The following is a 21,197-nucleotide window of genomic DNA, read 5'->3' on the forward strand; positions in this document are numbered from 1 at the left end:
CCTAAAATTTTATAATTCCAATTCGAATGTTTCCTCCCCCTCATTCTCACTAATCTTCCGAAAGCCAAATGAAGTAAATAAATTTCTAGACCGTGCATTATACTTATAAATTGCAGGTATTGTTATTTTTTTAATTCCTATTTCTCTAGCTCTTTTAAGTAACCTTCCAATTACTAATTTACCTATTCTCATTCCCCAATAAGCTTCATCCCCAATAATTATCGGCATATTTTGATCTGATAAAGTAGCATCCCCAATTGGAATCCACTTACCATTCTCAAAATACTCAATAAAGTACATCTCCCCTATATTACTTAAATAAGTATACATTTTATTTATTGTATCTAAATTATACACTCTACCATCCTTTATTCCTTCTGAATAATAGAGTATCTTTTCATTTTTATACCATTCTTCTGCTAGTTTCCAATCTACCTCAGAACTATTCTTTAATCTTAACTTTTGATTAATATCAATAATCATTGGTTGTTTAACACCCTCAAATCCCATATTTAATTCTCCTTTTATGCTTGTCAACTTTGTACTCAATAAATTTCTTATGAACCGTCCCTAACTTCCCAAACCATCTACATCTCATCAAGAAGTTCAATTCCCATAAGAGAGCATGCATTACTTATTACTTGAAGTGTAGCTTTAATCACTATCCCTCGAGTGATTTTTATAGTTTCTTCTTCATTTATAACACGATTAGCGTTATAGAATTTATTAAATGCTTGTGCTAATTTTACTGTGTAACGAGCAAGATAAGATGGTTCATTATCTATGCAACTCTCCTTTACTACCTGCTGGAACCCTTCTAGAATTGAAATTAATTTCTTACTTTCATTATCACTAAGTACTGAATAATCTATCTTCTCATGTATAAATGTACCTTCTGTACTTAATAAATCTAATTCTCCAATTTTGTTCAACACCTTATTCCCACGTACATATGCATATTGAATATATGGAGCTGTTTCTCCTGTAAATGATAATGCCTCTTCCCATTTAAAAGTATGATCTTTTATGATTTTATTAGCAATCTGCTCATATACTATTGCTCCTACTCCAATCTTCTTTGCGGCTTCTTCTTTATTATTTAATGTAGGATTTTTCTCTTCAATAATTTCAAGTGCCTTATCAACAGCTTTATTCAATACATCCTCTAGCCATACTGAACAGCCTTTACGAGTTGATAAAGTACCCTCACCTAAATTTATCATTCCATGACCAACATGTATACAATCCTTAGCCCATTCATAGCCCATCAATTCAAGTATTTTAAATAACTGCTTAAAATGTAAATCCTGTTGATATGCTACTATATATATACTCTTATAAAAATCATAAGTATCTTTACGATATTTCGCAGCTGCTAAATCACGAGTCATATATATTGTTGTTCCATCACTTTTCTTTATTATAGCTGATGTCAAATCGTATTGGTCAAGTTCTACAACTTTAGCCCCTTGCGATTCTACTAATAAACCTTCCTTCTCCAACTTTTCAACTATAGCTGGCATCTTGTCGGTATAAAAGCTTTCTCCTGCATAGGAATCATATTCGATGCCTAGCATATCATAAATTCGCTTGAACTCTATCATACTAACATCTTTAGTCCAATTCCATAAGTTTAACGCCTCTTCATTCCCCTCTTCAATCTTTTTAAACCATGCACGACCTTCATCAAATAATGCCAGATCTTTTTCTGCTTCATTGTGAAACTTAACATATAATTCAACTAATTCACGTATAGGATTCTTCTCAACACGCTCTTTATTTCCCCATTTTTTATAAGCACATAGCTGATTTCCATATTGTGTTCCATAATCCCCCAAATGATTTATTCGCTCAACCTTATATCCTAAAAACTCATGTATGTTTGCTAATACATTTCCTATAACAGTTCCTTTAACATGTCCCACATGAAATGGCTTTGCTATATTAACTGATGAAAATTCAACACATACTGTGTTTCCTTCACCAATCGTATCTGCTCCATACTTGTCTCCACTTTTTAGAATATTACTAATGACTATTTTACTGTTATTTTCATAGTTTTTAAAAAAGTTTAAATATGGTCCTTGGCTTTTAATATCAGAAAACAAATCTGAAACTTCCTTTTCTTCCAAACTCTCTTTAATCTCCTTAGCTATTAGAACAGGTGGTTTCTTCATATGCTTTGCTAATTTGAAACATGGTAATGAGTAATCTCCCATCTCACTATTTGGTGGAACCTCTATTATCTCTTCAATAAAATTTATCTCTAAAGAATTATCTATTTGGCATATAACTTCTGCAATTTTACTTTTATAATTAATCATCATATTATCCTCCCTTTAATCATTCATATTCAAAATGTAATCTTTCTATCTTGATTTCTAAATATTAAAAAATAACTTCTATAATTCTTATCTATGTTCATGAACTTACTGACTTTATATTCAAAATTAAAAATAAAAAAACTCTCATCTCAACTAAGAGACGAGAGTTATATCCCGCGGTACCACTCAAATTAAAAGCATATATTGCCACTTCACTCAAGCTATAACGGTAGCTTTCCGGCTCTCCCTACTCATTTCAGGCGCATCTCCAAGGTTCTACTTCACTTATACGGTCATGCCAAGCTTCCACCATCCTCAGCTCTCTATAAATTCCATTATATAAGTTACTATCCTTTTCACTGATATTGAAATATTTGATAGTTAATATTTTAAGCTTAAAAACATATACTATTCACACTCATTATTCCAAAGAATGTATATTAAATGAGATTCTATCATATATAATATTCCAATGTCAATATAAATTCACTAAATTTTCTTACTTTTCTATTTAATTATTAGATGCTATTTCTTTATATTGAAATAGCATCTAATAATAAATAGATACTATTTTTTAAGTTGCTTAATTAATTTATACAGATCAAAAAATCGAACAATCCTCGATATTCTTAGAGATATGTATAAATTAAATTTAACTATAGAATCTCTATAATAAATCACACATGATTTTTAAAAATTTTTCTCTTCCATTAACTTCTTTCCATGGATAGTGTCCACATTTCTCGATAAGAATCATTTTAAAATCATCCACAACATTACTAAGTGTTTCATCTACTCCTTTATACGGATGAGGATCATAGTCCCCATGTATCGCAATAACCTTACATTTAATATTCTTACCCATACTCAAAAGTTCTCCACATTTTCTCAGTACGTTAGCCTCTTCCATTAACTTAAAGAATGCTTTAGGTTTGTAATCTGTAATTTCTTCTTTTACATCTCCTAAAACTTCATAGCTATCAATTTTACTCATAACTGTACCCATAATACCGAAAGCCATTTTTTTCTTTTCTATAGAAGCATCACTCTTCATTACTTCCCATTGCTTAGAAATTATATGTCTGTCTTCATCAGTAAATCTATTTTCTCTTGTGTCATTCATCTCATTTATATACTTACTTTCAAAGGGCCCAGCTCCCACAAGAATTAATTTTTTCACACATTCCGGATATTTTGCTGCAAATATATACCCTAACCACGCTCCCCATGAATGTCCTATTATGGTAAATGGCTCTTTTTCATGTGTATCATAAATATTTTTAAGTTCTTCTATCTGCCCTTCAATTGAATCACTCTCTTGTAGATGTTCAATGAGACCAAATTTATCTGATAGTAACTTTCCTAAACTACTCAATGAACCTGGAGCACCCGGTCCGCCATGTAGAAGTATTATATTATAAGGCTTATTTCCATATACTCTATAGTTTTTCATAGTTCCTCCTTTTAAGGTTATCTACTATTCATTTTATCCATCATTAGTTAATATTATATGCCATTTTCTTCTTTATACCAATTATATATTTCTCTCCCATTCCTTTCCCCTCAAAAATAGTATCTTAAATATTAGAACAATTGGGGACGGTTCATAAAAATTTAGAGATAATTTGTCCATTCCAAGCTATCTCTGAATTTATGAACCGTCCCGAACTTGTCCATGTCTAGACTTAAATTATTTCATAAAATCTTATGAACCGTCCCCCTGTCCATACAATCCTATTTATTCTTTCTAGCTATAAAAACCATCTCACCACTATTTTTCCCAATTGTGCCTCCTCGCATTAGGTTCCCACGTTCCTCAACTATCTCCATACCTGTATTATGTAATAAATATCTAATCTCTCTTGGAAAGTAGAATGCTAATTTTTCATTACTTTCAGCCATTCTAACGATATTTCCATCCCCATCTACTTCCTGAATCTTTATTATATCTTCTTCAATTCCATCAACAAAATTATATCTTGGAGTGAAACTATTAAGTATCTTATATCCAGTTCTCTTATTCATGAATTGTGATTTCATCTCAAGCCCATTTTCATCCATCATACATTCAACAGAAGGTAATGAATTGTCTATTATAAAAACACCATCTTCTGTTAAATGAGCTTTAACACACTCTACAACTTGCTCTAATTCTTCAAAAGAAAAGAAATGATTTATAAAATTACATGGAGCAATTATCATGTTAAACTTATCATCTATTTTAAAGTTTTTTGCATCTCCTGCAAACAATTTCACATTCTCTTTAACTAGCTTCTCTTCCTTTTCTAGCTTTTCCTTACACATGAACAGCATGTCCTCATTATATTCTAAACCAGTTACTTCCATACCTTCTTTTGCTAATGGTATAGTTATTCTACCTGTTCCACTTCCTAATTCTAATATACGCTTTCCATACTTCTCTGCTAGTTTAGTATAAGCTATGTATTCATTTTGTCCTTCATGTAAAATATCATAAAACTCTGCAAAGAATCCTTTGTATTCTGACATTTATTGTCCCCCCACTTAATGTTTAATATTTCCTATTATTATAATATTATATAATAGTCGATAATAAAAGGTATTTATTGATTCAACTTGTTTTATACCTATTCTCTACACTTTCTTCCCCCCTTTTACGAACCCCCTATCTTTTCTGTAAATACCATTCCATTTTCATTTCAATTTGTACTTATTTAAATATCTATATCACCATTTGACTCATATTAGTCAAGATGATACCATTTAACATATATTAAGATTATAAAAATACTAAAAATATAATTAAGAGGTGTTAATTTTGCAAGGATGTGTTTCAATATTTGGTGAAAAATTTGAATACGACTTTCTATCAGCTTGGATAAAATATAATAGACTTGATAATGGCTATAGTCAGGATGCTTTATGTCATGGTGTATGCTCTCCAAGTCACCTTAGCTATTTTGAAAACGGTAAAAAGAAACTTAATAGTGAGATTATTGAGCTACTATTACATAGAATGAATATCGATAGAATTCCTGTCATCGAAAATATTGGTTCAATACGTAAAGAACTTATAAACTTTATTACAGAATTAGAATTTCGTAATACAACTAGCGCTAAAAATATATTCGATAACATACTAAAATATGAAGATTTGATTAAGATATCTCCATATAATATTGAGTTTAAAATATACAAGCTGGCATATGATATCCATATTGATAACAAAAATTATGCTGACCTAAAAAAAGATATTTCCTATATAGATAATATTTATTCAGCTTTAAATGATGATTTAAGATATCTGTATCTATTATTAACTGGAAGATTAACCTATAAATATGTTTCTCATGAAGAGGGGTTAACTAGACTTGAAAAAGCTAAAATAATCAAAGATACCCCTTGGGTAAACTATAACCTTGGTTTCTGTTATTGCTATGATAAACAATCCTTACGAGGAATAATCTCAATGAATAAAGCCTTAGAAACTTATCAACATCTTGGTCAATATGTATGTGCTATGTACTGCAACATTTACTTAGGTATTTGCTACACAGATCTGCAGATGTATGATGAGGCCCTAAGCCATCTTAAAGCAACCTATACAGCTGCAAAACACTTTAAGATTGATTCTGTGTTAACACAAGCTTATGTCCATCTCTCAAATATGTACATGTATTTACAGGACTATAAAGAAAGCCTTCATTGGGCTGAATTAGCACTTGTTGGGGACTTTTCGGTATTGGCTGCAGTAAATAGTACTGAATGTTTAAATAAACTAAATAGAATTGAAGAGTGTAAAGATATTTTTGATAGATTTCTCATAAAAGAGAAAAAGAACTCACTTTATTATAATTTACTTTACTTTAATTATCTTAGTATATTTCATTTTGATGAAGATATCTTTTATAAAGAAACTATAAAAAATATACTTCCTTATTATGAAAGCATCAACTATTCAAATATTTGTGACATAATAAATAAAAAGCTTATTGAGTATTTTGAGATGAAAAGAAAATATAAAGATGCAAATAAACTTTATCGAAAACTACTTGAAAAGAAATAACTTAGGATAAGTCAGGGACGGTTCATAAATAATTGAAATCTAATTTTATCGCTTAGACAAGCAATCTTTATTATAACTATTGGGGACGGTTCATAAATACTTTTCAGCAACTTGTACGCCAGTCTGCTTGTCCAAATTCCTAATGAAAATTTATGAACCGTCCCCTAATTTTTTTATTACTATTTAAAACTAATAATACCTTACTTCCACCATCCAAACTCCTCACCAAACTTCAATATGTTCTTAGAAAATACATCTTCATGAAATTTAAGTGGTACTAGTTCTTTAAATATTTCTATTTGAGCATTTAAGTCAACAACTGGAAAATCCGATCCAAAGAATAGCTTCTCATAACCTATCTCTTCAAAGATCGCTCTAATCTTATCCAAGGAATAATGTTTTTTTAATGCTTCAAGTATGCCTGAGCATTCAAAATACACATTTTCATGATTTAACCATGGCATGTAATCAAAATACAGCACGCCACCAAAATGTGATATTATAAACTTTGTCTTATGAAATACTCTAACCATCTTTTCTAAATATTTAGGATTTGAATTATCTATAGTTCCTGGACATGATCCTGGATGGCAATGAATCATAACTGGAATATTCAACTCTCCTGCCAATCTATATATTGGCATAAGCCTCCAATCATCTCCATTCACTCCTAAATTTTGAGGATGAACTTTAATTCCCTTTAATCCTAGTTTGACTAATTTTTTAATATTATTTTCAAGATTAATTATTCCATTATAAAAATGCATCTTTGATATATCAATGTCTATAAATCCAACTATATTTTTGTTTTTATTTATAACTTCAACCATGTAATCATTCATCTCATCAACAGGCTGCCATGAAATATCATTTATTGGAACAAAGATGCCTCTTTTGATCCTCTGTTCCTCCATACCTTCAATTACTTTATCATAAGTTACATCAACACTACCCCCACACATTATTCCACATGGTAGTGAATGTATATGTGCATCTATAATCTCCATACTTAATCCCCCTATACATATTGGGGACGGTTCATAAAAACTTTTCTATTGTTTGTCCCATCCAAGCACTCTCATAATTTATGAACCGTCCCCTAATTTGTCATCACTTTATAAATTACCTTATTCTATTACTACAGCGACTCCCCCAACCTTAACTCTTTCAATTTTTCCATCATTTATAATTAACTTAGAATAAATTTCTGATGGTGAATCCATGCTGTATCCTTGTTCAAACTTCATATTATATTGCTTGTCCAACCCCTCTTCACTTTGTACTTCACTTTGTACTTCACTTTGTACTTCACTTTGTACTTCACTTTGTACTTCACTTTGTACTTCACTTTGTACTTCACTTTGTCCTTCGTATCCACATTTATCAATACGCTTAACTTCAAACTTACTTAAATGCTCATTAGCATACTTATATAGATAACAACTTAAAGCTCCATTTGATGTTCCTGTAGCAGCCTCTTCGGGTATATCATAAAGAGGTGCAAAATTCCTACAATGAGCAGCTGCACCATCTAGTGTTTCAAGAGTGAATACATGATAGCCAGTCACATTATACTTCTTACTTATCTCTGATACTTTATCAAAATCTGGTTTAATACCATTTAAACATTCAATACTTTTCACAGGTACAAATATATCCCTTATTCCAGTTGAAACCACCTGTATAGGCATTTTTTCATTTAAAAAGTCTGATGGAATATTTAAAGAATCACATATTTCTTGTGAATCTATTAGCTCATAAAATTTAGGCGATGCTTGGTCCATAAAAATTCTTCCACCCTTTTCAATATGTACCTCTAAAACTCCAGCTTTAGTCTCTTGAGTGTATACCCCTTCATCAATTATATGGTTTTCGTATAATACATGGAATGCAGCTACAGTTGCATGACCACATAGGTCCACTTCATCTGCTGGAGTAAAGAATCTCACTTTGAAATCTGCAACCTGTGATTTAGATATAAATGCTGTTTCAGAATACCCAACTTCTTTAGCCACTGAAAGCATCTCCGCCTCTAACATTTCGCTATGACATATAACAACTCCAGCAGGATTTCCTCCTCCTATTTTATCTGTAAACGAAGCAATTCTATAAATTTTCCCACTATTACTTTTCAAAATAAATAACGCCTCCTTAGTATTCTCATCCTTTATCTCGTATTTCAACTCTTTAATATATTTATTCATAAACTCAATTTTCTTTTTCATTAGTCTTTTTCCTTCCGGGGTTATAAGTCTATTCAGTGCTTTATCTAAAAATTTCAATTCCCTACTGGTCAATTTTCTGCTTAAATCATAGAAAAAGAATGGACTATTCTCATTAACCCATTTTGAAGTCATAAAAATTGATGTTGCACCAGTTTCATCGAGTACATCCCCATCTTTTAATATACTCTCACAAACATCATCACTTATCTCATCTTTCTTTGAATGATTCCCAATCATTTTAATAACTCTTTGAGAATCTATTAAATCTGAAATATCCTTATTCTCCTGAAACCAGTTCTTTGCTAGCTCTGCACTTTTATCTGCATGATTTTCTTCAACATAAAATTTACCTATGTCATGGAGAATAGCAGCAACTCGAATTTCTATTATATCCTTTTCAGATAAATTAAACTCTCCTTCTTTTGCAATTTCTACAGAATTACGCTCTACATTCATACAATGGATATACGTGAACTCCTTAGATTTTCTCCAAGGATAAGTTACTTCCCATACATTGTTTTCAAGTACTCCAATTCCTGATTCCTGCGCTACTATAACTGACTTATTAAGTTCACGCTTTAAAAAAAGTCTTGCCCTGTATATTATATCTTCATACTTATTAATCACTTAACTCCCCCTTCCATATGCTTTTAATTATATTGATTTACTTACATACACATTTTAAAATAAGCTTGTCTATCCTTGTTAGTAACATTGTTGTCATATATTTTGTCAACTTTGTTGTTCCAAGACTCCAAATACTTCCCACTGTGATCATCATTAATTTTCTCATCATTTCAACACTTTAATATACCTTACAAATATTTCTATTATAAAAATCATATCAACTATGTAGATATTTGTAAATACTTCATTTTAACGGATATATCTTCAAACAAAAACATTATATAAACATAAAAAAAGCACTTAATAAAATATATTCTTATTAAGTGCTTTGCTATAAAAAATTTATTACCCTCTTAGCTTTTGTGCATATTCATCTAATAAATCAGACTCTTCTATCTCTTTAACTACTTTTTCAATATCATAAGGAACTCGCTCAAATCTAACTTTTATATCATCTATATTATCATCAACCTCAACAACACAATAACAAGCTCTGTTATCTCCGTCTTTTGGTTTACCTACACTCCCTGAATTTATGAACACTTTTCCGTTAACTTTCTTGAAATATGGAACATGAGTATGACCGAAGACTAAAATATCCTCATTTAACTTAGAAGCTATTTCTTCTTGCAATAAAATATCATCTTCAAAAATATATTCACTTATTGAATTTGGACTTCCATGAGTTAGAAGAAACTCTTTTTTCCCAACTTTTATTATTAAATCACTTTTAAGCTTTTTTAAAAATTGCTTATTCTCTTCTTTAATATTTTCAGCTGTCCACAATACTGTATTGGAAAATATATTTCTCTCTTCTTCAGTAGCTTCAAAGAACCCAACTACCTTATCATGATTACCCAAAATACAAGTAATATTATGTTTTCTTAACTCTTCAATAACTTCATTTGGTCTCGGTCCATATCCTACCACATCACCCGTGCAGTACACATTATTATACTCTATTCCTTTTATCTTCATATCTTCAAGAACAGCTCTCAAAGCTTCTATATTTCCATGTATATCTGATATAAATGATACTTTTTTTATCATATTTACACTCCTGTCCAGTCACTGCCAGTACTCATCTTTAGTCTCTTACACTGTGTATTTTTTATACTCCAAATACTTTATCAGCAATATTCTTTAACATTTTGATGCCTTTAATTTCTTTATCATACATCTGAACACCTAATATTTTAGAATCTACAAATCTTTCTCTTATTTCCTTAAGATATTTTCTCTGCATGTTTCGTCTGTTTACAAAGAAAGGCGTTACAACTTCTTCTTTTGGAATAATTAAATTTGCAATAGCTAATTGTGTTTTTATTCCTACAGTTTCAAGTTCTTTTGACGCCCTATAGGACTCGATTATAGGAGTCTTTTCAGGATACATTACAAAGGCAAATGTAGTAATTTCTTTATCCTTTAGAATTTCTATTACCTTATTAAACTTCTCACTTTCTGTTTTATCAGCCTCACTAATCTCTGCTGATTCCCCAGCCTTGAATTGTATTTGCTTGCTCCAATCCATAGGAAGTTCCAATAATCTCAATGTATGCCCTGTAGGTGCTGTATCAAAAACAATTACATCAAACTCTTCCATCACAGCATATTTCATAAACTTTTGGAAAGCGGCCATTTCTTCAGTACAAGGTGAATTCATTTCTTCTTCCATAGCCTGTAGCGTACTCTCATCAAAATATTCTCTTGCTCCTTTAAGAACACTTTCCTTATATTCTTCAGCAGCCTTCTTTTGATCAATTTTAACAGCATAAAGATTATCTACTTCATCAATCTTTGTTATATCATGGAATACCTTTTTTTCTAACACATTACCAATATGAGCTGCAGGATCAGTGGTCATAAGTAATGTTTTGTATCCCTTACTTGCTGTTCTGATAGCAGTAATACATGCCATAGAAGTCTTTCCTACTCCACCTTTTCCTGAGAAAAATATGTTTTTTCTCTTTCCATTCTGTGGATAAATCAATTTATCTACATTTTGATTCTCTATAATCATATCATCAGAAAGTTTATTATCAGTTTTAAAATTAAAACTCTCATCTATCCTAACTGTTTTATCATAAAGTTTTGAACCAATTATTCTAAAGATTTCAATGCCTTTAAGTTCAGTATGAAAAAGCTCCATTGAACTTATTTTTACATCTTTGAACATATCATATATCTTCTGCAGGTATTTCTGCTGCATCTCATACCTTGCTTTAAAGAAAGGATTTACAGCTTCCTTCTTAGGAATAAGTCCATTTATGATAATTTTACCAGTTTCAATTCCTAAGTCCTTCAGTTCATTACATGATCTTAAAGTTTCATCAAGAGATGTCTGTTCAGGCTGCATAACAAAAGTAAATTCAGTTTTAGAAGTATCTCTTAATTTTCTTATAGCTTCATCATATTTTTGTTTACTTTCCTGTATAAGTGCCACTGGTCCCATACATGTCTGACCACTCCCTTTTGAACTTTCTTCAATATGAGCGCTCCAATCTACTGGAAGTTCTAAAAGCCTAATAGTATGCCCTGTTGGTGCTGTATCAAAAATAATGATATCAAAATCATCTTCTTCCATAAAGTCTATGAATTTATCAAAGGAAGCCATCTCTTCAGTACATGGACCACTAAGCTGTTCCTCAGCAATCTTTATCATTTCATCATCAAAGAACTCTCTCATTGGAGCTAGTGATCTTTCCTTATACTCTTCAGTTGCTTTTTCTGAATCAATCTCCATAGCAAATAAATTTTCAATACCATTAATCTTAGTTATTTTATGCCCTATCTCTTGCTCAAATACATCTGATAAATTTGCAGCAGGATCAGTTGTAACAATTAAAGTTTTTTGACCTTTCTCAGCAAAATAAACCCCTGTAGAACAAGACATTGAAGTCTTTCCAACGCCTCCTTTACCTGAGAAAAAAATAAATCTAGTATCCATTTTATTCATCTCCAATGTACTTTTCCATCTCAGTAAATGTAGGGTAACCATTAGTCTTTATTACTTCACCATTAAATGTAACTATAGGAAGTACTTCTCTCCCTTGTTCCTTAACAAGTTTATATACAGCATCATTTTCTTTAAATTTCATAGGCTGCTGAGAAATCATGTATCTCTCAATTTCTAATCCTTCATACTTATTCTTTAACTTCTTTATATCATCCATCACTGCTACTAAAGTCAAATCAACTGTTGGTCCACAAACGCCTGTTGAACAACACATTGGTGGCTCAAAAAATTCTATTTTCATTAAAATTCCTCCTAATTGTTAAAATACAGAAAATCTCTCCAATATTAAAATCTCTCCGTTTTAAAATCTCTCCTAAGTAAAAAGTATCCTATATTAAAGTTCCCCTTTTTCTATTCTTTTAATTAATTCCTCAACCTTTTCTTTAATAATATCTCTAGTGTTTTGGAAACCTTCAATTGGCCCTCCTGAAGGGTCTTCAAGTCCCCAATCTTCTTGATGTTCACATGGTACAAATGGACATGCTACATTACAACCCATTGTTATTAGTATATCCAATTCTTCTGGAATATCAGTTAAAAGCTTCGGATAATGCTCACTCATATTAACGCCAGCTTCTTCCATAACTTTAACTGCATTAGGTTTTACCTCTGGATAATTTTCAGTACCTGCTGAATATGCCTCTATAAATTCTTTTCCTAATTCCTTTGCCCAACCTTCAGCCATCTGTGATCTGCATGAATTATGAACACAAACAAATGCTACTTTTTTCTTCATAATAATATCCCTCCAGAATTTTAATCAATAATATACTTTATCATAGAACCTCATTATTTTCTTATTAATGTAATTATCTTACACTCTATTCAAACCATCCTCTTGTATTATTTGCTATTTTAACAAGAGTTAACATTACAGGTACTTCAACTAAAACACCAACAACTGTAGCTAATGTTGCACCTGATTGAAGTCCAAATAAAGATATTGCTACGGCTACAGCTAGTTCAAAGAAGTTACTCGCTCCTATCATTGATGCTGGCGCTGCTATATTATGAGGAAGCTTCCATACTTTTGCCCATAAGTAAGCTACTGCGAATATAAAGAAAGTTTGAATAATAAGAGGAATTGCAATTAATCCTATATGCATTGGGTTATTAATAATCTTATCACCTTGGAATGAGAATATTATTACCAATGTTAGAAGTAATCCCATTATAGTTATGTTATCAAACTTCTTTAAAAATACATTTTCAAAATAATCTTTACCCTTATTCTTTATAATACTTGTTCTTGATATAAATCCTGCTGCAAATGGAATCACTACAAATAATACTACAGATAAAAATAATGTGTCATAAGGTACAGCTACATCTGATACCCCTAGTAATAATGCAACTATAGGTGTGAATGCAAGTAATAGAATTAAATCATTTATTGCTACCTGTACTAGTGTATATGCTCCATCTCCTTTAGTTAGATGACTCCAAACAAATACCATGGCTGTACATGGTGCTGCTCCTAAAAGAACTGCCCCTGCTAAATATTCTGCAGCTATATCTGCTGGTAATATTGCTTTAAACACAAATTTAAAGAAAAATGCTGCTATAACATACATAGTAAATGGTTTAATAAGCCAGTTAGTTACACATGTTATTGTTAATCCTTTTGGTTTCTTTGTGGCATTTACTATACTTGTAAAATCAATTTTAAGCATCATAGGATAAATCATTAGCCAAATAAGAATTGCTACGGGAATAGACACTTGAGCGTATTCAAATTTACTTAAAGTATCAGGTATTACTGGTACAAAATGACCAATTGCTACTCCAACAACTATACATAAAGCTACCCATATAGTTAGGTATTTTTCAAAAAAACTTATACCTGCTTTTTGCTTCTTTTCTTTAATAGACATAAACATTCTCCTCCAATAAAATTTATAATAATATAATTCTCATTAATCACAATTTTTTTTTATAACCTTATTACATATACAGTCATCCTTAAATGTAGATATGTACTTAATAAAATTCTCTATATCTTCAAATGTATCTTTATTAATTGAATACTTAGTCCATTTACCAATCTTATTTGATTTAACCAAGTCTGCTTGCTTTAGTATTTTCATATGATGTGATACTGTGGACTGAGTAAGTTCTAAGCCCTCAATCAAGTCACATACACATAATTCTCCACAAGAAAGCATATCTAGAATCTTTAATCTGTTGCTATCTGCTAAGGCCTTAAAAACTTCAACTTTCTTCTCCAATTATTTACCTCCTTTTCCCTACACATCGATACATTTAAATATATCCATACGTATATACTATTCAATAACTTTATTTTTGTCAATGATATTTTAAAAATACTCAATTATAAAAAAACACTTGATAAACTTTGCTTATCAAGCGTTTCTTCGAACTTATAACTTAAACTCTTTTTAATTACAACAACCTTTTTTAACCTTATTACAAATACAATCTTCCTTGAAAGAAGAAATGTATTTAATAAACTCAGCTATATCTTCAAATGACTCTTTATTTAATGAGTATTTAGTCCATTTACCTATTTTATATGATTTAACTAAACCAGCTTGCTTTAATATCTTCATATGATGAGATATTGTAGGTTGACTAAGCTCTAACCCTTCTATTAAATCACCTACACATAACTCTCCACAGGAAAGCATATCTATAATTTTTAATCTGTTAACATCTGATAAGGCCTTAAATACTTCCACTCTATTCTCCAATCATTTCTCTCCTTTACAAAACACATTTTTTATTTAATATCTCTATAATTTCAGCCGAGCATTCTTCAACAAACTTATCCATCATATCTTCTGTTAAATACTTGAATTCCTTATTGAATTTATGCTCATTCTTCTCAGTATAATAATCTACTATCGCTTCCTTTTGATTTATAAAAGCACCTTTAGGAAAATACTCTAAATAATCTGGTATTTCTTTTATATGCTTGTACACCTTGTTAAATATACAATTCTCATTCTCTATTATATATTTATAATCTAGACCATACCAATCTTTCTTTACAGTCCAAATAAAATTCTTGTCTTTAGTTAATTCTTCTTTGAACTCTTTATCTTGATTGATAATTTTTCTATGCATCTTTGACCATTCAATATCAGTTAAAAGGTGAGTGTAATATCCTATAAGAAATGATTTTTCTTTTTTTTCAAGTTCTCTACCCTTTATGTATTTGTCAAAAAAACTTTCTGAGTTTATTTCAAGATATTCTTCATTTTTTAAAGATTTATCTAACCAATGAGTTATTTTCTTACCAGGTGTAAATACAGAATGATCTTCATTTGGAACACCACTATCCGGTGCAATATTTCCTGCTAAAAACATTTCTTCAACTAACTTAAATTTTTCTAATAACCTTTCTGCAACTCTAATATGTGCCACCCATGTTGCCATAAATTCTTCCCCCAATTATTTGCATTATTTGTTATATCCTAAATTATACCACTTTCATCATAATTGTGATAGCTTGTTTATTCACCCCTTAATCTTTTTATGAACCGTCCCCAGTGTGTTACAAGTTTGTCCATTCTCCAAACATTCTCCTGCCTTGCAAAATAAAAAAACGAGCAATTGAAAATCTACATTCTATTCTCAACTACTCGTTTATCTTTAAATTAAAGTATACAATATACTATTATAATCTCCAATACATATATCCGTATTGCTCAGCTTCTTTCTTATTAAGAATTCCTTTAACATCTACTAGTACCCTATCTTCTTCTGAATTTACTCTAAAGAATTCTCTGTATCTATCAAAATTCAAGTCTTTATATTGATTATGTCCAACTGCAACTATTATTGCATCAACATCTTTAATTTCTTCGATATCTACAAGTTCCATTCCATATTCTTCTCTTACTTCTTCCTTATCAGCCATGCAGTCAGTCACCTTGATTTCAACACCATATTCATTTAATTCATTGATTATATCTATTACCTTAGTGTTCCTTATATCTGGACAATTTGCCTTAAAAGTAAGTCCAAGAATACCAATTTTAGCTTTACTCACATTCTTTCCAGCTTTAATTAACTTCTTGATTGTTTTTTCAGCTACAAATTTACCCATACCATCATTAACTTTTCTTCCTGCTGCAATAACCTTTGACTCATGACCAAATCTCTCTGCCTGATGTACAAGGTAGTAAGGATCAACCCCTATACAGTGTCCTCCAACTAAACCTGGTTCAAACAGCAAGAAGTTCCATTTTGTATTTGCTGCTGCAATAACTGATTGAGTATCTATCCCCATTCTATCAAAGATCATTGCTATTTCATTCATGAATGCAATATTTAAATCTCTCTGTGAATTCTCTATTATTTTAGATGCTTCAGCCACCTTTATGCTCTCTGCTCTATGAACCCCTACTTCAACTACAAGTTCATATACTTTAGCAATTATATCTAATGATTCCTCATCCATTCCCGATACTACCTTAACGATATTCTGCAGTCTATGAACCTTATCGCCTGGATTAATTCTCTCAGGTGAATATCCTATTTTAAAATCTACTCCACATTTTAATCCTGATTCTTCTTCAAGTATTGGTATACAAACCTCTTCAGTTAACCCAGGATATACTGTTGATTCATAAACAACAATTGATCCCTCAGTTAAATTTCTTCCTAAAGTTTTAGAAGCTCCAATCACAGGTCTTAAATCTGGAGTTTTATCCTCATTCGTTGGTGTTGGAACTGCAACAATGTGTAACTTAGCGTCCTTCAGTCTCTCTTCATCACAACAAAATACTGCTGTTGTATTCTTTATTGCTTCATCTCCCACTTCACCTGTCATATCAATTCCCTTATGATACATTGCAACCTTTTCTTTGTTCACATCAAATCCAATAACATCAACTTTTTCTGCAAAAGCTATAGCTAAAGGCATTCCTACATATCCTAATCCAATTATTGATATCTTCTCTTCTCTATTTATGATTTTATTGTATAAATTCATTTTATTCCCTCGCTTATCATTAATTCTACTGACCAATTATACCAATATTACTATTTACAGTTACAAAACTGACTTTTATAATCCATGTACTATACTTTTATATCAATATTCCATTAGTGTGGTCAAGCTTTCTAAAGAAATTGTTATAAAACTTTCATCTTTTCATAAAGAATGTTCATTCTTTACTTTCAAATTTCTATATTCCTGAGCTCTAAAATTGAAATTAGTTTTATGTTCCTTAATACTTAAGATTTACTTATTATAATTTTTAGTTAAACTCTCTATACTTATATATTAACTGTTTTTTCCATATAACTCAATGATTGATTCTTGAAAAATGCATTATGTTTTTATCGTTTAATACACTTATTTCACACCCTCTTGACCACTTCCAGTCAATTACACTAGATAAACAACTGATAGTTTGTCCATCCTTATTTAAAGCTCTTTTATTAATTTTCTTATAAACTAATTATATTAACTTAGAAGAATTATTGTGAAAACTTATAAAGGCGGTAGATAAAACAAGCTTATCCACCGCCTACATATAATTACTTCTGAACCTTAAGTTATATCAGCATATCAGCCTCTGCATTCTCAATAAGTATATTAATTACTCATATCATCTATCACTTTTTCTTTATCTCACTTATATCTAGAGGTCCTTTATATACATCATCTTCAGTTGGTTTTCTAACATATTGAAGACACTTTTTGGCACATGCATTGAACTCTTTAAAATTCTGCTGTGCAACTCTTAAAGAAACACCATTTGCTCCACTTATTTCATCTGGATCATCATACATACCTTCATCTTCCCAAAAACAGATTGGGCAAATATCATATGATCCTGTAGGTTCTTCTAATGTCAGATATCCACAACAAGGGCATACATATTTTTTCTCACTCATATTTAAATGCTCCTCTCTTGTATATTTGTTTTAATCTCATAAGTTTATTCTTAAATCTAAACTTGTCCAATCTTACTATAAAATATAAACACTATTTATCTAAATAACTATTTGATTCTATCATTATTCTTATATATTAACATCAAATAAATAAGCGTTATTACTGAAACCCAAAATGCAATTCCAGAAAAAATTCCTAAAAATAAAAAAATCAAACCTAGTGTAATTCCTTTAGCATAATTAAAAATATAGGGACCTATTCCAAAAAACAAAATTCCTAATAAGCACATAAAGCTAGGAATAAATCTTAAAGTTATGGATTTATTCTGCTTGAAAGCTACATATGTTAAGAAACTGCTTATTAAAATAAAAAATATTGAAAATAACGTAAATACTATACCAATCATAAAATTGTTTGACTCCCTTTAATTATTTTCATATTAATATACATATATAATGTATATGATTTTAGTGATGTTTAATTCACTAAATTATTAACTAGTCCTAGTGTGCAAATTTAAATCAAGTTACAATACACAAGGGGACGGTTCATAAAAAATTAAGAGTAGCTTGTCCCTACTTCGCTATTCTTAATTCTTATGAACCGTCCCCTACTCTATTTTTACTTTTCCAGTTTAATTCATCTCAAAACTTATGAACCGTCCCTCGCTTGTCCGTCCCCAAAATTCTATGTTAAAACAAACTTTTTATGAACCGTCCCCAATTTGTCCCCAATTTGTCTTACTTACACTTACTATCTATAAAGCCTTTCCAAACTCAGCACTATCTTCTCTTATACCATTCTCTAAACGCTCTCTTAATCCAGGCATCCACTCTGGTTCATTCTCTACAGTTTCTTCACACGACCTTACAGTACGCATATATCCATATAAATTTCCAAACCTTTTGAATACATCATAATGTTTAAATATTTCTTCATCTATTTCCTTCTCACTTCTATATCCTTCTAAGAATGCCTGTTGGAAGGACTCCTTGTCCTCTGAATCAACTTCTTCTGATATACTCTCTAGCGCTTGTACAATATCCATCACAAACCAATGATACATAGAATCATCAAAATCAATCACTGTCATATTATCATTCTCATCATTATAAATAATATTATCTAATTCAAAATCATAATGTATCAATCCAAAGTTTGAATCGTCTATTTGTAAAGTTAAGAAGAACTCTTTCAGTAGCTCCAATTCCTTGAGAGCTAGCTCATCTTGTATTGACTTTAGATACTTCTTTATTCTTTCAAATATATCTAAATAACTCGGCCTATTTTTCTTATCACACTTTTTACTCAGATTATGTAACCTTGCTAAATTCTTACCGTGTTCATACATTATCTTTTCATTTAACTTTGCATCCTCTAAGCTATCCCCTTTTGCCCCTTTAAACATAGACGCTACATAAGTTCCATATTCAGTTTTTATAAGTTCAACTGTCTTATTTGTTTTAGAAGGTACAACTTCTACCGCTTCATACCCTTGAGTTCTTAAATATTGAACAAATTCTATCTCAGATTTAACTTGTTCAAATTCTTTTTCCTCAACAGGAGCATATCTTAAAAAGAATCTTTCTCCTTCATGTTTTACAATATATATAGTATTTGATGAAGCTCTAACGAATGTAGTAGCATTTTCACTACTTCTAAAATGTTCCCAACTTTCTTTAGAATCTATATCCATTACTTCATTACCATCTATCCATAATTTCAGAATTAATTCTGCTAATTTATCATTATTAATTAAGTGTTTCAATTTCATCATATATATGATTCACTCCAAATTTTTTTATTTTTTAAAACCTCCAATCGAAATTAAACTATCAGTTCGTATGATAACGTGCTTCATTCCGCTCACTCCCTTCTCAAATCTCTAGTCATTACTTATATTCTATAACCTTTTAGAAACAAAAAATAGGTATCATTTGGTTATAATCAAATAATACCTATTTGTAAAACTTTTAGGGGACGGTTCATGAATATTTATATCTCGCTTGTCTACCAGCTTCATACAAAAATTTATGAACCGTCCCTAACTTGTCCAATCCACAATCATTCCCTTATACCAAACTTTTTATGAATCGTCCCCAACTTGTACTCTTTATTTATGCCTTATTTATATCTCTATTTATTGGTCTTCTCATTGATAACAACATCGGATCAAAATATTTTTTCCAAAATTTATTACCATATAAATTTGCAGTCTCAAAATCAACATGAATATATGGAATATTATTTTCACGACAATAATCATTTACCCTTTTTAATAAATGAATTCCTACTTTTTTATTTCTATATTCTAATTTTATATATGCACCTATTTCATCTATCAAGCCACAGTTTTTTACAGCCATATTTATCACATCGTTATCTTCATTAATACTTAGATTAATAAAACCTATAGGAAGTTCTTTATCCCATGCAATAAACACATTATTTTTTACTATAAAAGCTTTAATTTCCTCTTTAGAATACTTGTCTCTCTTTAAAAACAATGGTGCTGATTCATAATACTCATTTGATTCCTCTACAAGTTCATATAAAACATCAATATTTTCAATAGTAGCTTTTCTGATCTCACATATAGATTTTTCACTTGAACTAATATTTGAGTCATTAAATGCATCAATTAAATATGAACCATAACCTAATTCAAATAAAACGTTTTTTAACTTAACATCATTAAAAAATATAGTCCATAAATGATTAAAAATATTTTTCTTAACCCATTCATGTGAAATACTTTTATATAATTCTAAATATACTCTTTCTTTATATTCTTCAACAACAGCGTGTCCAATTGCAGGACAAAATGCTGAGTTTTCTCCATGGAAAGGGAAAACATCATATGCTAAAAAACCTACCACCTTATTATCCAATTTTGCAACAATAGCATTATTATTTTTTATCTTCCAATTTAAAAATCTTTCAACTGATTCTTTGTCATTTTTCCAAAATGAAGGAAATGAACTATTATCACAATACCTTTTATATTGATTATGCCATATTTCTTTTGCCTCATTTACATCTGAAAATTCCATATTACTTATTTTAAAATTATTAACCATTCTCATTA

21 protein-coding genes and 1 other annotated feature are annotated in these 21,197 nt (G+C 30.4%); of the genes, 1 reads left to right on the forward strand and 20 read right to left on the reverse strand.

What is annotated here, in order from left to right; genetic code table 11:
• Nucleotides 1–9 precede the first annotated feature (9 nt).
• The 4 genes from OW730_RS23635 to OW730_RS23650 all read right to left on the reverse strand — a co-directional run bounded on the left by OW730_RS23635 (nucleotide 10) and on the right by OW730_RS23650 (nucleotide 4,832).
• Nucleotides 10–510, reverse strand: coding sequence for a GNAT family N-acetyltransferase (locus tag OW730_RS23635; RefSeq protein WP_271226511.1), 501 nt, complete (start codon nucleotides 508–510; stop codon nucleotides 10–12).
• 77 nt (nucleotides 511–587) lie between these two features.
• Nucleotides 588–2,321: an arginine--tRNA ligase gene (argS, locus tag OW730_RS23640; RefSeq protein ID WP_271229621.1), complete on the reverse strand. Its 1,734-nt coding sequence runs from the start codon at nucleotides 2,319–2,321 to the stop codon at nucleotides 588–590.
• Between the two features lie 156 nt (nucleotides 2,322–2,477).
• Nucleotides 2,478–2,693 (reverse strand) — a binding site (T-box leader).
• 298 nt (nucleotides 2,694–2,991) lie between these two features.
• A complete protein-coding gene (locus tag OW730_RS23645) occupies nucleotides 2,992–3,777 on the reverse strand; it encodes an alpha/beta hydrolase (protein ID WP_271226512.1) in 786 nt (261 codons plus the stop codon).
• Nucleotides 3,778–4,058: 281 nt separating this feature from the next.
• Entirely contained in the window at nucleotides 4,059–4,832 is a 774-nt protein-coding gene (locus OW730_RS23650) for a class I SAM-dependent methyltransferase (RefSeq protein ID WP_271226513.1), read from the reverse strand.
• 289 nt (nucleotides 4,833–5,121) lie between these two features.
• On the opposite strand from OW730_RS23650, the gene OW730_RS23655 reads away from it, so the two are divergent.
• Entirely contained in the window at nucleotides 5,122–6,369 is a 1,248-nt protein-coding gene (locus OW730_RS23655) for a helix-turn-helix domain-containing protein (RefSeq protein ID WP_271226514.1), read from the forward strand.
• Nucleotides 6,370–6,569: 200 nt separating this feature from the next.
• Here OW730_RS23655 and OW730_RS23660 read toward each other — a convergent pair whose 3' ends face one another.
• The 16 genes from OW730_RS23660 to OW730_RS23735 all read right to left on the reverse strand — a co-directional run bounded on the left by OW730_RS23660 (nucleotide 6,570) and on the right by OW730_RS23735 (nucleotide 21,189).
• The gene (locus OW730_RS23660; RefSeq protein ID WP_271226515.1) at nucleotides 6,570–7,376 is read right to left on the reverse strand and encodes an amidohydrolase family protein; all 807 of its coding nucleotides are present in this window, start codon (nucleotides 7,374–7,376) and stop codon (nucleotides 6,570–6,572) included.
• Between the two features lie 120 nt (nucleotides 7,377–7,496).
• On the reverse strand, nucleotides 7,497–9,221 hold the full coding sequence (locus OW730_RS23665; RefSeq protein ID WP_271226516.1) for a PhzF family phenazine biosynthesis isomerase: 1,725 nt from the start codon (nucleotides 9,219–9,221) through the stop codon (nucleotides 7,497–7,499).
• A gap of 37 nt (nucleotides 9,222–9,258) precedes the next feature.
• Nucleotides 9,259–9,390, reverse strand: a complete 132-nt coding sequence (locus OW730_RS23670) for a hypothetical protein (RefSeq protein WP_271226517.1) — start codon at nucleotides 9,388–9,390, stop codon at nucleotides 9,259–9,261.
• Nucleotides 9,391–9,566: 176 nt separating this feature from the next.
• Entirely contained in the window at nucleotides 9,567–10,271 is a 705-nt protein-coding gene (locus OW730_RS23675; RefSeq protein WP_271226518.1) for a metallophosphoesterase family protein, read from the reverse strand.
• A 61-nt stretch (nucleotides 10,272–10,332) separates the two neighbouring features.
• Complete coding sequence (locus OW730_RS23680) at nucleotides 10,333–12,168, reverse strand: TRC40/GET3/ArsA family transport-energizing ATPase (protein ID WP_271226519.1); 1,836 nt, start codon at nucleotides 12,166–12,168, stop codon at nucleotides 10,333–10,335.
• 1 nt (nucleotide 12,169) lies between these two features.
• Entirely contained in the window at nucleotides 12,170–12,478 is a 309-nt protein-coding gene (gene arsD / locus OW730_RS23685; protein WP_271226520.1) for an arsenite efflux transporter metallochaperone ArsD, read from the reverse strand.
• A gap of 93 nt (nucleotides 12,479–12,571) precedes the next feature.
• Nucleotides 12,572–12,973, reverse strand: coding sequence for an arsenate reductase ArsC (locus OW730_RS23690; protein ID WP_271226521.1), 402 nt, complete (start codon nucleotides 12,971–12,973; stop codon nucleotides 12,572–12,574).
• 85 nt (nucleotides 12,974–13,058) lie between these two features.
• Nucleotides 13,059–14,111 (reverse strand): ACR3 family arsenite efflux transporter, encoded by a 1,053-nt coding sequence (arsB, locus tag OW730_RS23695; protein ID WP_271226522.1) that lies wholly within the window; start codon nucleotides 14,109–14,111, stop codon nucleotides 13,059–13,061.
• Nucleotides 14,112–14,153: 42 nt separating this feature from the next.
• Entirely contained in the window at nucleotides 14,154–14,465 is a 312-nt protein-coding gene (locus OW730_RS23700) for an ArsR/SmtB family transcription factor (RefSeq protein WP_271226523.1), read from the reverse strand.
• Between the two features lie 171 nt (nucleotides 14,466–14,636).
• The gene (locus tag OW730_RS23705; RefSeq protein ID WP_271226524.1) at nucleotides 14,637–14,948 is read right to left on the reverse strand and encodes an ArsR/SmtB family transcription factor; all 312 of its coding nucleotides are present in this window, start codon (nucleotides 14,946–14,948) and stop codon (nucleotides 14,637–14,639) included.
• A gap of 13 nt (nucleotides 14,949–14,961) precedes the next feature.
• Nucleotides 14,962–15,636: a zinc dependent phospholipase C family protein gene (locus OW730_RS23710; RefSeq protein ID WP_271226525.1), complete on the reverse strand. Its 675-nt coding sequence runs from the start codon at nucleotides 15,634–15,636 to the stop codon at nucleotides 14,962–14,964.
• A 241-nt stretch (nucleotides 15,637–15,877) separates the two neighbouring features.
• Nucleotides 15,878–17,197: a nucleotide sugar dehydrogenase gene (locus tag OW730_RS23715; protein ID WP_271226526.1), complete on the reverse strand. Its 1,320-nt coding sequence runs from the start codon at nucleotides 17,195–17,197 to the stop codon at nucleotides 15,878–15,880.
• A 629-nt stretch (nucleotides 17,198–17,826) separates the two neighbouring features.
• A complete protein-coding gene (locus tag OW730_RS23720) occupies nucleotides 17,827–18,108 on the reverse strand; it encodes a CPCC family cysteine-rich protein (protein ID WP_271226527.1) in 282 nt (93 codons plus the stop codon).
• A gap of 107 nt (nucleotides 18,109–18,215) precedes the next feature.
• Nucleotides 18,216–18,515, reverse strand: coding sequence for a hypothetical protein (locus OW730_RS23725; protein WP_271226528.1), 300 nt, complete (start codon nucleotides 18,513–18,515; stop codon nucleotides 18,216–18,218).
• Between the two features lie 351 nt (nucleotides 18,516–18,866).
• Entirely contained in the window at nucleotides 18,867–19,886 is a 1,020-nt protein-coding gene (locus OW730_RS23730; RefSeq protein WP_271226529.1) for a phosphotransferase enzyme family protein, read from the reverse strand.
• Between the two features lie 340 nt (nucleotides 19,887–20,226).
• Nucleotides 20,227–21,189 carry a GNAT family N-acetyltransferase gene (locus tag OW730_RS23735; protein WP_271226530.1) on the reverse strand — a complete coding sequence of 321 codons (963 nt, stop codon included), beginning with the start codon at nucleotides 21,187–21,189 and terminating at the stop codon, nucleotides 20,227–20,229.
• Nucleotides 21,190–21,197: the final 8 nt, after the last annotated feature.

Origin of the sequence: Oceanirhabdus sp. W0125-5 (genome assembly GCF_027938815.1) — a bacterium.
In the GTDB taxonomy this organism is placed as follows: Bacteria; Bacillota; Clostridia; order Clostridiales; family Clostridiaceae; genus Oceanirhabdus.

What these genes read in the sequence shown, in the direction of transcription:
- OW730_RS23635 (WP_271226511.1), bottom strand. Translation starts at nt 510, where the DNA reads ATGGGATTTGAGGGTGTTAAACAACCAATGATTATTGATATTAATCAA.
- OW730_RS23645 (WP_271226512.1), bottom strand. Translation starts at nt 3,777, where the DNA reads ATGAAAAACTATAGAGTATATGGAAATAAGCCTTATAATATAATACTT.
- OW730_RS23650 (WP_271226513.1), bottom strand. Translation starts at nt 4,832, where the DNA reads ATGTCAGAATACAAAGGATTCTTTGCAGAGTTTTATGATATTTTACAT.
- OW730_RS23660 (WP_271226515.1), bottom strand. Translation starts at nt 7,376, where the DNA reads ATGGAGATTATAGATGCACATATACATTCACTACCATGTGGAATAATG.
- OW730_RS23670 (WP_271226517.1), bottom strand. Translation starts at nt 9,390, where the DNA reads ATGATGAGAAAATTAATGATGATCACAGTGGGAAGTATTTGGAGTCTT.
- OW730_RS23675 (WP_271226518.1), bottom strand. Translation starts at nt 10,271, where the DNA reads ATGATAAAAAAAGTATCATTTATATCAGATATACATGGAAATATAGAA.
- OW730_RS23680 (WP_271226519.1), bottom strand. Translation starts at nt 12,168, where the DNA reads ATGGATACTAGATTTATTTTTTTCTCAGGTAAAGGAGGCGTTGGAAAG.
- arsD (WP_271226520.1), bottom strand. Translation starts at nt 12,478, where the DNA reads ATGAAAATAGAATTTTTTGAGCCACCAATGTGTTGTTCAACAGGCGTT.
- OW730_RS23690 (WP_271226521.1), bottom strand. Translation starts at nt 12,973, where the DNA reads ATGAAGAAAAAAGTAGCATTTGTTTGTGTTCATAATTCATGCAGATCA.
- arsB (WP_271226522.1), bottom strand. Translation starts at nt 14,111, where the DNA reads ATGTCTATTAAAGAAAAGAAGCAAAAAGCAGGTATAAGTTTTTTTGAA.
- OW730_RS23710 (WP_271226525.1), bottom strand. Translation starts at nt 15,636, where the DNA reads ATGGCAACATGGGTGGCACATATTAGAGTTGCAGAAAGGTTATTAGAA.
- OW730_RS23715 (WP_271226526.1), bottom strand. Translation starts at nt 17,197, where the DNA reads ATGAATTTATACAATAAAATCATAAATAGAGAAGAGAAGATATCAATA.
- OW730_RS23720 (WP_271226527.1), bottom strand. Translation starts at nt 18,108, where the DNA reads ATGAGTGAGAAAAAATATGTATGCCCTTGTTGTGGATATCTGACATTA.
- OW730_RS23725 (WP_271226528.1), bottom strand. Translation starts at nt 18,515, where the DNA reads ATGATTGGTATAGTATTTACGTTATTTTCAATATTTTTTATTTTAATA.
- OW730_RS23730 (WP_271226529.1), bottom strand. Translation starts at nt 19,886, where the DNA reads ATGATGAAATTGAAACACTTAATTAATAATGATAAATTAGCAGAATTA.
- OW730_RS23735 (WP_271226530.1), bottom strand. Translation starts at nt 21,189, where the DNA reads ATGGTTAATAATTTTAAAATAAGTAATATGGAATTTTCAGATGTAAAT.